At 69.4% G+C, this 9,795-nt stretch carries 10 protein-coding genes; 8 read left to right on the top strand and 2 right to left on the bottom strand.

Annotation, left to right across the window (positions count from 1 at the left end; all coding sequences use genetic code 11):
• A partial coding sequence (locus CVO76_RS09725; protein WP_208739106.1) for an aldehyde dehydrogenase family protein occupies positions 1-721 on the top strand: 721 nt, incomplete at its 5' end.
• A 25-nt stretch (positions 722-746) separates the two neighbouring features.
• Positions 747-2,132, top strand: coding sequence for a 4-aminobutyrate--2-oxoglutarate transaminase (gene gabT, locus CVO76_RS09720; protein ID WP_133081075.1), 1,386 nt, complete (start codon positions 747-749; stop codon positions 2,130-2,132).
• A 70-nt stretch (positions 2,133-2,202) separates the two neighbouring features.
• On the opposite strand, the gene CVO76_RS09715 is transcribed toward gabT, so the two are convergent.
• Positions 2,203-2,805, bottom strand: a complete 603-nt coding sequence (locus CVO76_RS09715) for a GNAT family N-acetyltransferase (protein ID WP_133081074.1) — start codon at positions 2,803-2,805, stop codon at positions 2,203-2,205.
• Positions 2,806-3,059: 254 nt separating this feature from the next.
• On the opposite strand from CVO76_RS09715, the gene CVO76_RS09710 reads away from it, so the two are divergent.
• Positions 3,060-3,638 carry a TetR/AcrR family transcriptional regulator gene (locus tag CVO76_RS09710; RefSeq protein WP_208739105.1) on the top strand — a complete coding sequence of 193 codons (579 nt, stop codon included), beginning with the start codon at positions 3,060-3,062 and terminating at the stop codon, positions 3,636-3,638.
• Here the strand turns inward: CVO76_RS09710 and CVO76_RS09705 are convergent.
• The gene (locus CVO76_RS09705) at positions 3,626-4,297 is read right to left on the bottom strand and encodes a TetR/AcrR family transcriptional regulator (protein ID WP_208739104.1); all 672 of its coding nucleotides are present in this window, start codon (positions 4,295-4,297) and stop codon (positions 3,626-3,628) included. The genes CVO76_RS09710 and CVO76_RS09705 overlap by 13 nt on opposite strands.
• Before the next feature lie 117 nt (positions 4,298-4,414).
• On the opposite strand from CVO76_RS09705, the gene CVO76_RS09700 reads away from it, so the two are divergent.
• The 5 genes from CVO76_RS09700 to CVO76_RS09680 all read left to right on the top strand — a co-directional run.
• Positions 4,415-5,839 (top strand): flavin monoamine oxidase family protein, encoded by a 1,425-nt coding sequence (locus CVO76_RS09700; RefSeq protein WP_208741769.1) that lies wholly within the window; start codon positions 4,415-4,417, stop codon positions 5,837-5,839.
• A gap of 2 nt (positions 5,840-5,841) precedes the next feature.
• Positions 5,842-6,735 (top strand): universal stress protein, encoded by an 894-nt coding sequence (locus tag CVO76_RS09695; RefSeq protein ID WP_208739103.1) that lies wholly within the window; start codon positions 5,842-5,844, stop codon positions 6,733-6,735.
• On the top strand, positions 6,732-8,252 hold the full coding sequence (locus CVO76_RS09690; RefSeq protein WP_133081070.1) for an APC family permease: 1,521 nt from the start codon (positions 6,732-6,734) through the stop codon (positions 8,250-8,252). The genes CVO76_RS09695 and CVO76_RS09690 overlap by 4 nt, the downstream gene beginning before the upstream one ends.
• Before the next feature lie 94 nt (positions 8,253-8,346).
• Positions 8,347-9,189: a universal stress protein gene (locus CVO76_RS09685; protein WP_208739102.1), complete on the top strand. Its 843-nt coding sequence runs from the start codon at positions 8,347-8,349 to the stop codon at positions 9,187-9,189.
• Between the two features lie 130 nt (positions 9,190-9,319).
• Positions 9,320-9,795, top strand: a 476-nt coding sequence (locus tag CVO76_RS09680; protein ID WP_208739101.1) for a MarR family winged helix-turn-helix transcriptional regulator, incomplete at its 3' end; no start/stop codon positions are given.

The following is a 9,795-nucleotide window of genomic DNA, read 5'->3' as shown; positions in this document are numbered from 1 at the left end:
CGCCGCCAAGGGCCTCAAGCGTGCCCACCTCGAGCTCGGCGGCAAGGCGCCCGCCGTGGTCTTCGCCGATGCCGATCTGAAGAGGTCCGCCGCGGCCATCGCAGAGTTCGCGTTCTTCAACGCAGGCCAGGACTGCACCGCGATCACCCGCGTGCTCGTGCAGGAGCAGGCGCACGACGAGTTCGTCGCAGCGATGGTCGAGCACACCGCCACGCTGAGGACGGGCAGTGCGGACGACTCGGAGAACTACTTCGGGCCGCTCAACAACATCAACCACTTCAACGCCGTCAACGCCGTCATCGACGCGCTGCCGGCACACTGCAGCATCGCGACCGGCGGCAGGCGCGCGGGTGACAAGGGCTACTTCTTCGAGCCCACGATCATCACCGGCGCCCGCCAGGACGATCCCGTGGTGCAGCAGGAGACCTTCGGGCCCATCGTCACGGTGCAGACCTTCGCCACGGAGGAGGAAGCCGTGGAGCTGGCGAACGGCGTCGACTACGCGCTCGCGTCCAGCGTCTGGACCACCAACCACGGCACCGCCATGCGGGTCTCCCGGGACCTCGACTTCGGTGCCGTCTGGATCAACACGCACATCATGCTCACCGCCGAGATGCCGCACGGCGGCTTCAAGAACTCCGGCTACGGCAAGGACCTCTCCATGTACGGCGTGGAGGACTACACCCGCATCAAGCACGTCATGAGCGTGCTGGACGCCTAGCCGTCCCTTAGGAAAAGGAATTCCCATGACAACGTTCGCAACCACTCCAGGCTCCGTCGCTCCCGGCTTCCGGCTGGAGCAGAAGCGCCGCATCAACGGCGACTTCCCCGGACCCAAGTCCACCGAGCTGGCCGCCCGCCGCGCGGCGGTCGTCGCGCAGGGCGTCGCCTCCGGCGTGCCCGTGTATGCGGCGGACGCCGACGGCGGCATCATCCGCGACGTCGACGGCAACTCCTTCGTCGATCTCGGCTCCGGCATCGCCGTGACGAGCGTCGGCGCGTCGGATCCCGCCGTCGTCAGCGCCGTGAAGGAGCAGGTGGAGCACTTCACGCACACATGCTTCATGGTCACGCCCTACGAGGGTTACATCGCCGTCGCCGAGCAGCTCGCCGAGCTGACGCCGGGTGACTTCGAGAAGCGCACCGTCCTGTTCAACTCGGGCGCCGAGGCCGTCGAGAACGCCGTCAAGGTGGCGCGCCTGGCCACCGGGCGCAACGCCGTCGTCGCCTTCGACCACGCCTACCACGGGCGCACCAACCTGACGATGGCGCTGACCGCGAAGTCCATGCCCTACAAGACGAACTTCGGTCCGTTCGCCCCCGAGATCTACCGTGTGCCGATGAGCTACCCGTTCCGCGAGGAGAACCCGGACATCACCGGTCCCGAGGCGGCACAGCGCGCCATCACGATGATCGAGAAGCAGATCGGCGCGGATTCGGTCGCCGCCATCATCATCGAACCCGTGCAGGGTGAGGGCGGTTTCATCGTCCCCGCCGACGGATTCCTGCCGGCGCTGGCCGACTGGGCCAGGGCGAACGGCGTCGTGTTCATCGCCGACGAGGTGCAGTCCGGCTTCTGCCGCACGGGCGAGTGGTTCGCGGTGAACCACGAGGGCGTGGTGCCGGACATCATCACGATGGCGAAGGGCATCGCCGGAGGCATGCCGCTCTCGGCCATCACCGGCCGTGCGGACCTGCTCGACGCCGTCCACGCGGGCGGCCTCGGCGGTACCTACGGCGGCAACCCCGTGGCCTGCGCGGCGGCGCTCGGTGCGATCTCCACCATGAAGGAGCAGGACCTCGCCGGCCGGGCGCGCAGCATCGAGGCACGGGTCACCGAGCGGTTCGATGCACTGCAGGCGGACCTGGGGGAGCACAGCATCATCGGCGAGCTGCGGGGACGCGGAGCCATGCTGGCCATCGAGTTCGTGATGCCGGGCGGCAAGACGCCCAACGCGGACGCCACCAAGGCGATCGCGGCGCAGTGCCTCCGCGAGGGCGTCATCGTCCTGACCTGCGGGACCTACGGCAACGTGATCCGCCTCCTGCCGCCGCTCGTCATGCCGGACGAGCTGCTCGCGGACGGCCTCGACGTGCTGGAGAACGCCATCCGCACGGCGAACGCCGGCTGATCACCGACGCACCACGAGAAGGGCCCCGCAGCACGAGCTGCGGGGCCCTTCTCGTGGAACGGGTGGAGCGTCAGCCGACGGGGATGAGTGCCCGGAACTGCGGGTTCTCGGCGAGGAACGTCTGCGCGTGCCGGCAGTAGGGGATGGGGGCGAGGCGACGGCGGTGTGCCTCGAGCAGTGCCTGGCGCACGAGGACCGGTTCCAGGCCCGCCTGGCGGTATGCGGGGCCGACCACCGTCTCCAGCAGGCGGATGCGCCCGGCCCGCATGTCGTACTTCACGTAGCCGACCATCGTGCCGTCGTGGAAGAGCTCGAAGCGCGAGCTCACGGGGTTGTCGCGGAACTTCTCGCGCAGCTTCTGGCTCTCCGTACGCTCGGCTGCCCGCGCCACGCGATCCGTGAGTGCTTCCACCACTGCCTCGTAGTCCTCCTGCGCGCCGAACGGCGGGTAGTCCGAGTCCAGTACGCGGTACAGCTGGTTGCAGAGGATGCGGAGTTCACGCGTGGAGACCGTCGACAGGTCGTGGGGCACATCCGGCGCTGCCGGGCCCAGCGCCGCAGCGGAGTCCGGGACTGCGGCGAAGTCGAGCGCGGCCAGGTCCGGCCACGTGCTCCGGGAGTCGTTGTCGTCCTGGCGGACGGAGTGGGCCGGGGACAGAGGGGCAACAGACATGACGAACCTCGGGTGATCAGAAGAAGGGTGGGCCGTTGCTTGACCGTCCTCAGAACCTAACAGCTAACTCACGATCCGTAAAGCTAGTCCGTCTAACAATCAGTAGGCTCATCAGCGATCCGCCCACCAGGGGCGCCGGCACTCCGTACAGGCGCTGATGCTGACGCCCATGGCCCAGGAGTATCGCCTGATGTCATGCGGTGTCATCAACTCTCTTTCACGACATTGTGTGTCATCAGCGGTACGATAGATGCATGGGTCGATGGGCACCGGACGCAGCGCTGAGGCTCGAGCGCGCGGCGCTCGAACTCTTCGCCGAGCAGGGCTATGCGGCCACCGCAGTACCCGAGATCGCGGCTCGAGCGGGCCTCACCACCCGTACGTTCTTCCGCCACTTCCCGGACAAGCGCGAGGTGCTCTTCCTGTATGAACGGGAGCTCCCCGCCGTCGTGGCGTCCCTCGTGGCCGGGGCTCCGGCGTTCCTGTCACCGCTGGGGCTCGTGATGCACGGGTTCGAGGCAATGGCCGCCGGTCCGTTCGAGGGCCGGAGGGCCGAGCTGCAGGCTCGACGCGCCATCATCGGCTCCGACGAGGGGCTGCGCGAGCGCGAACTGCTGAAGAACGTCCTCCTCGCGGGGGGCATCACCGAGGCGCTTTCCGGGCAGGGCGTGGGCAAGGAAGAAGCACGCCTCGTGGCACGGTACGGGGTCCTGGTGTTCGAGATCGCCCTGAACGACTGGCTCGACGGCAACAGCGACACGTTCTCGGACGTGCTGCACTCCACCGCGTACCGGATGGGACAGCTCGTCCGGCCCGCGCGTCAGGAGGAGTAGGCCGCCAGCTGGAGGCGGAGACCCGCGATCATGCCGTCCAGTCCTGCCCGGAACGCGGCATCGGCCGCCTGCTCCGCTCCCGTCGCATCGGTGGCACTCCTCACCGCGGAGGTGAAGACGGGGAACTGGTGCGCCAGCGTGCCGGAGTCGAAGATGTCCCCGGGGGCGGCGACGTCGAGCGCGGATCCGTAGATGAAGGACTCCAGCGCCACGATCGCGGGCACGATCCGGTCCTCCGGCCAGCCGGCCCGCAGGAAGCCGCGCGCCACCGCCTCGTACATGCGCAGCGTCTCCGCCGCATCGGTCACGGGCATCACGGCGATCACGGGTACGAGAGGAGCGTGCCGCGCGAAGACCTCGCGGTAGGACCACGCCCACCGCCGGACGGCCTCGTCCCACGGCTCCTCGTCGAAGGCGCTGAAGTCCACCATCGTCATGACGTGGTCCTGCACCCAGCTGAGCACTTCATGCTTCGACGCGGCATGGTTGTACAGCGCCGACGGCGCCACCCGGAGCCGCCGGGCGAGGGCTGACATGGTCAGGCCCTCGTAGCCGTCCGAGGCGATCAGGTCCAGGGCGGCCCTGGTGATGCCGTCCCGGGACAGGACGCTGCGCGGGGGGCGGCCCGCACGCCGGGGTGCAGGTGTTGCTGCGGTCATCGATCCTGCTCCTGGGTTGCGGTGGCGTTAACTCTACGGGCGTTCCCTTCCCTCGAGGGGCGCCCATGGCTATAGTAGGGCGAAATAATGAATGCCGTTCATTTTGTGGCCCGCGTCATGCGGGTCCGGGAGGATCACGTGAATACCATCGAGCGCGACGTCGTCATCATCGGAGCAGGTCCTTCGGGCCTCACCGCCGCACGGGAACTGGCCAGGGCGGGACATTCCGTCGCGGTCGTCGAGGCACGGGACCGCGTCGGCGGGCGGACCCACACCGACGTCGTCGACGGCGCGGTGTACGAGGTCGGGGGCCAGTGGGTGTCGCCGGACCAGACCGCCCTCATCGGGCTCCTCGACGAACTGGGCCTGCAGACCTTCTCCCGGTACCGCGAGGGCGACTCGGTCTACATCGGCCCCGACGGAAGGCCCGTCCGCTACACGGGAGAGATGTTCCCCGTGAACGACTACACGCGCGAGGAGATGGAGCGGCTCATCGCCCTGCTCGACCGGCTGGTGGCGGAGGCGGGGCCGGAGGCGCCCTGGAACCACCCCGACGCCCGCGCCCTCGATACCGTCTCCTTCCACCACTGGCTGCGGCAGCAGTCCGACGACGAGGAGGCCTGCGACAACATCGGCCTCTTCATCGCCGGCGGGATGCTGACCAAGCCGGCCCATTCCTTCTCCGCCCTCCAGGCCATCCTCATGGCCGCGACCGCCGGTTCCTTCTCGAACCTCGTGGACGAGGACTTCATCCTCGACAAGCGCGTGGTCGGCGGCATGCAGTCGGTCTCGGAGCGCATGGCGGCGGAGCTCGGGGAGGACGTGATCCTCTCGAGTCCCGTGCGCACGCTGCGCTGGAGCGGGATGGACGGGCGCGACGGCGTGACGGTCGTCTCCGACACGACCACCGTGCACGCACGCTACGCCGTCGTCGCCGTCCCGCCGAACCTCTACTCGCGCATCAGCTACGAGCCGCCCCTGCCACGCCGCCAGCACCAGATGCACCAGCACCAGTCGCTGGGCCTGGTCATCAAGGTGCACGCCACGTACTCCACACCGTTCTGGCGGGAGGAGGGCCTCTCCGGGACGGGCTTCGGCGCGGACTCGATCGTGCAGGAGGTCTACGACAACACCAACCACGAGGACCCGCGGGGCACGCTGGTCGGTTTCGTCTCCGACGAGAAGGCCGATGCGATGTTCGAGCTCCCGCCGCACGAACGCCGCGAGCGGATCCTCGCCTCGATCGCGGGGTTCCTCGGCCCGCTGGCGCTCGAGCCGGAGGTGTACTACGAATCGGACTGGGCCTCGGAGGAGTGGACCCGCGGCGCGTACGCGTCCAGCTACGACCTCGGCGGACTGCACCGGTACGGTCGCGACCAGCGCACGCCGGTGGGGCCCATCTACTGGTCCTGCTCGGACATCGCGGCCGAGGGCTACCAGCACGTCGACGGCGCCATCCGGATGGGGCAGCGAACCGCCGCCGCGATCCATCGCGCCCTGGCGTCGGGGCTGCAGTCCGCCGGCACGACCGCGGGGGCCTGACCGTGCGCTACATCGTCGGTTACACCGCGGACGAGCGCGGGCACGACGCCGTCTGCCTCGCCGTCGCGCTCGCGCGGCGCCAGGATGCCTCCCTCGACCTCGTCCTCGTCACCCCCGAGCACTCGCTCTATGCGGGCACCTATCCGCCGGACAAGGGCTTCGACACCCTCCTCTCCGAGCAGATGCGGGAATGGATGGACCAGGGCCTCGCACTCGTGCCCGACGACGTCGCCGCGCGCGGCGTGGTGGTCCGGGCCGAGTCCAACGCAGAGGGCCTCATCCAGGCGGCCGAGGACACGGAGGCCTCGCTGATCGTCATCGGGGCCAGCTCCCGGGGCCTCGCCAACAGGTTCAACGTCGGCAACGTGGCCCGCAGCCTCCTCCACGCCTCGCCCGTCCCGGTGGCACTCGCGCCCAAGTCCTACCGGCGCACCGAACCCGTCACGCGCCTCACCTGCGCGGTCGGCCGGCGTGCCGGGGCCGACGACGTCATCTCCGTCGCGGTGTCGTCGGCGCAGCGTCGCGGCCTGCCCCTGCGGCTCGTGTCCCTCGTCGCGCTCGACGGCGGCCGGACCGACCCGGATGGAGCGGAGGACGAGGCGAACCGGCGACTCGCGGAAGCGGCGTCGTCGCTCGCCGCGGGAGGACGCGTGAGCGTCGAGACCGCGCGTGGCAGCTCCATCGAGGAGGCCATCGACACCATGGCCTGGGACGAGGGGGAGGTGCTGCTGGTCGGCTCCAGCCGCCTCGCGCAGCACATGCGCATCTTCCTCGGATCCACGGCCAACAAGATCCTGCGTACGCTGACCATCCCCATGGTCGTCGTCCCGCGTACGTACGCAACGCCCGGCACCACTTCCGGCCCGGGCGCCTTACCCACAGAGGCGGACGCATGAGTATCGACGAGACAACACAAAGGGGATCAGGGCTGAGCAGGAAGGGCCTGGACGCCGGGACGGTGGGCCTGCTCGGCGCCGTCGTGATCGGGGTGTCCTCCGTGGCACCCGCCTACACCCTGACAGCGGCCCTCGGGCCCACGGTCGCGGAGGTCGGAGTGAACCTGCCGGCCATCTTCCTCGTGGGCTTCGTCCCCATGCTGCTCGTGGCCCTCGGCTACCGCGAGCTGAACAACGCGATGCCGGACTCCGGGACGTCCTTCACCTGGGCCACGCGGGCCTTCGGGCCCTGGGTCGGCTGGATGGGCGGGTGGGGGCTGATCGCCGCCACCGTGATCGTGCTGTCCAACCTCGCCGCCGTGGCCGTGGACTTCTTCTACCTGATGCTCTCGCAACTGCTGAACGATCCCGCCATCGCGGACCTGACGCTGAACCTGCCGGTGAACATCGCCACGACGCTCGTCTTCATCACGCTCGCCTGCTACGTGTCCTACCGCGGCATGGAGGCGACCAAGACCGTCCAGTACGTGCTGGTCTCCTTCCAGCTCGTGGTCCTCGCCTGGTTCGCGATCGCGGCCTTCATCCACGTCGCGAACGGCACCGCCTTCGACGCGACGAGCATCAGCGCGGAGTGGTTCAACCCGTTCGCCGTCGGCTCCTTCTCCGCCTTCGCCGCCGGCGTCTCGCTCTCCATCTTCATCTACTGGGGCTGGGACGTGACCCTCACCATGAGCGAGGAGGCCGTCAACCCGAAGAAGACGCCGGGCCGTGCGGGCATGCTGACCGTCGTCGTCATCGTGGTCATCTACCTCACGGTCGCGCTCGCGACCCTCGCCTTCTCGGGCGTGGGCGACGGTGAACTCGGTGCCGGCAACCCCGACAACCAGGAGAGCATCTTCGCGACGCTCGCCGGCCCTGTCATGGGACCCTTCGCCATCCTGATGTCCATGGCCGTCCTCAGCTCCTCGGCCGCATCCCTGCAGTCCACCTTCGTCTCCCCGGCCCGCACGCTTCTCGCCATGGGCCACTACAAGGCGCTGCCCAAGGGCTACGGCCGCATCAGCCCGCAGCACAAGTCGCCGAGCTACGCGACGGTCGCAGCGGCGGTCGCGGCCGCAGGCTTCTACGTGTTCATGCGGCTGGTCTCGGAGAACGCCCTCTGGGACACCATCACGGCGCTCGGCCTGATGATCTGCTTCTACTACGGCATCACCGCGCTTGCCTGTGTCTGGTACTTCCGCGCACAGGCCTTCTCGTCCGCCCGGAACATGTTCTTCCGGTTCCTGGCGCCCCTGCTCGGCGGGGTCATCCTGCTGGTCATGTTCGTCAAGACGGCCGTCGATTCAATGGATCCCGAGTACGGCTCCGGCTCGGAGCTGTTCGGCGTCGGCATGGTCTTCATCCTGGGGATCGGGGTGATCCTGCTGGGGGCCGTGCTGATGCTGGTGTGGTCGCGCATCAACCCGGCGTTCTTCCGGCAGGAAGTGCTCACTCAGGGGTCGGCTCCGCAGGAGTAGCACGCGGGCACGGCCGGAAGCGCTGCGTTAGAGTGGACCGACTCCGCGGCGCTTCCGTCCGCGCCGCCCCGCATCCCACCGAGGAGGAGCCCCCGTGCGCTACGTCGTCGGCTACACCGAGAACGACCGTGGGCAGGACGCCCTCGAACTCGCCACCTCGCTCGCGCTCACGCAGTCGGCGGGGATCGACCTGGTCACCGTTCTCGACTGGCCCCAGGACGGCAGTGCGGCCCCCGGGAGCCGGCGTGCCCAGGAGGCACTCGACCGTGCGAGGGACAGTGTGCCCGACGGCGTCGAGGTCACCACGCACGTCCGCCTCGCGGACTCCTTCGCGCAGGGCCTGCTGGAGACGGCGCACGACGTCGATGCCGGCCTGATCGTGATCGGCGCCTCGACCAACGGCCTGCTGCGCCGCTACACCGTGGGCAGCGTCGCCAACGGCGTCCTGCACAGTTCGCACGTCCCCGTCGCGCTCGCGCCGCGTGGCTACCGGCACCGCGCCGAATTCACCCGGATGACCTGCGCCGTCGGGACGAGGGCAGGTGCCGAGGGCGTGCTCGACGTCGCGGTCGAGTCCGCTGCCCGGCGTGGCCTGCCCCTGCGCCTCGTGTCACTCGTCGCACTGGACGTGCACGAGCCCTCCGATTCGGGGGAGGCGATCAACAAGGCGCATCAGCATGCGCATTCGGTGCTGGCGCGCGCCGTCGAGCGGTTGCCGGGAGGCTCCGAGGCATCGATCATCGTGGCGCACGGCCGGACGATCGAAGAGGCCATCGACGACATCGAATGGGACGCGGGCGAGCTCGTCATCGTGGGGTCGAGCCGCCTCGCGCAGCACCGCCAGATCTTCCTCGGCGCGACGGCGAGCAAGATGCTCCGCGCGCTGCCGGTGCCCATGGTCGTGGTGCCCCGCGACTGGGTCCGTACCCCGAGCTGACGCGCGCGATCCCTCCGTCCCGTGGAGGGCGCGACAGGCGCGTGCACAGCGGAGCGATCGCGCGGAGTAATGATGGGTAATGCTGCGGGATTCCTGTCCCGGCGCTGCTCCGCGTGCCTAGGATTCGGCCATGGACGGACATCGCACGCCCGCAGGAAGCGCTGCGCGCCGCGCCGCGCTCGACGTCGTCGAGGAGAAGGCCGCGGCGATGTGCCGCAGCGAGCAGCAGGTGTGCTGGGCGCTGGCTCGTGGCATCGATGCCGCGATGGAGCCGGCCGCCTACAGCGTGCTGGCCGCGGTGCGCATGCTCGGCCCCTGCCGGGTGACCGACCTGGCGGCATCCCTGGGCATGGGGAAGCCGGCGGTCAGCGGACACGTGGCGGCGCTGCACAGGCTCGGCCTCCTCGAGCGCGGGATGACGGACGACGACGAACGATCCCGACCGGTGGTGCTGACGGACGAGGGACTCCGGCGCGTGGACGCTGCACGTGCGCGCCGACGGCGCGACTTCCGGCGGCAGCTCGAGGGCTGGGAGCAGGCCGACGTCGTCGACCTGGTGGCCCTGCTGTCCCGCTTCAACGCGGCCTATCTCGCTGCGGAACTCCC

The sequence above is a fragment of the Arthrobacter agilis genome, assembly GCF_002953615.1.
In the GTDB taxonomy this organism is placed as follows: domain Bacteria; phylum Actinomycetota; class Actinomycetes; order Actinomycetales; family Micrococcaceae; genus Arthrobacter_D; species Arthrobacter_D agilis_B.
This window is presented reverse-complemented; position numbering and strand designations above follow the sequence as displayed.

Coding starts and splice junctions, on each gene's coding strand:
- CVO76_RS09690 (WP_133081070.1), top strand. CDS start 6,732: ATGAGTATCGACGAGACAACACAAAGGGGATCAGGGCTGAGCAGGAAG.
- CVO76_RS09700 (WP_208741769.1), top strand. CDS start 4,415: ATGCGGGTCCGGGAGGATCACGTGAATACCATCGAGCGCGACGTCGTC.
- CVO76_RS09710 (WP_208739105.1), top strand. CDS start 3,060: ATGGGTCGATGGGCACCGGACGCAGCGCTGAGGCTCGAGCGCGCGGCG.
- CVO76_RS09715 (WP_133081074.1), bottom strand. CDS start 2,805: ATGTCTGTTGCCCCTCTGTCCCCGGCCCACTCCGTCCGCCAGGACGAC.
- gabT (WP_133081075.1), top strand. CDS start 747: ATGACAACGTTCGCAACCACTCCAGGCTCCGTCGCTCCCGGCTTCCGG.
- CVO76_RS09705 (WP_208739104.1), bottom strand. CDS start 4,297: ATGACCGCAGCAACACCTGCACCCCGGCGTGCGGGCCGCCCCCCGCGC.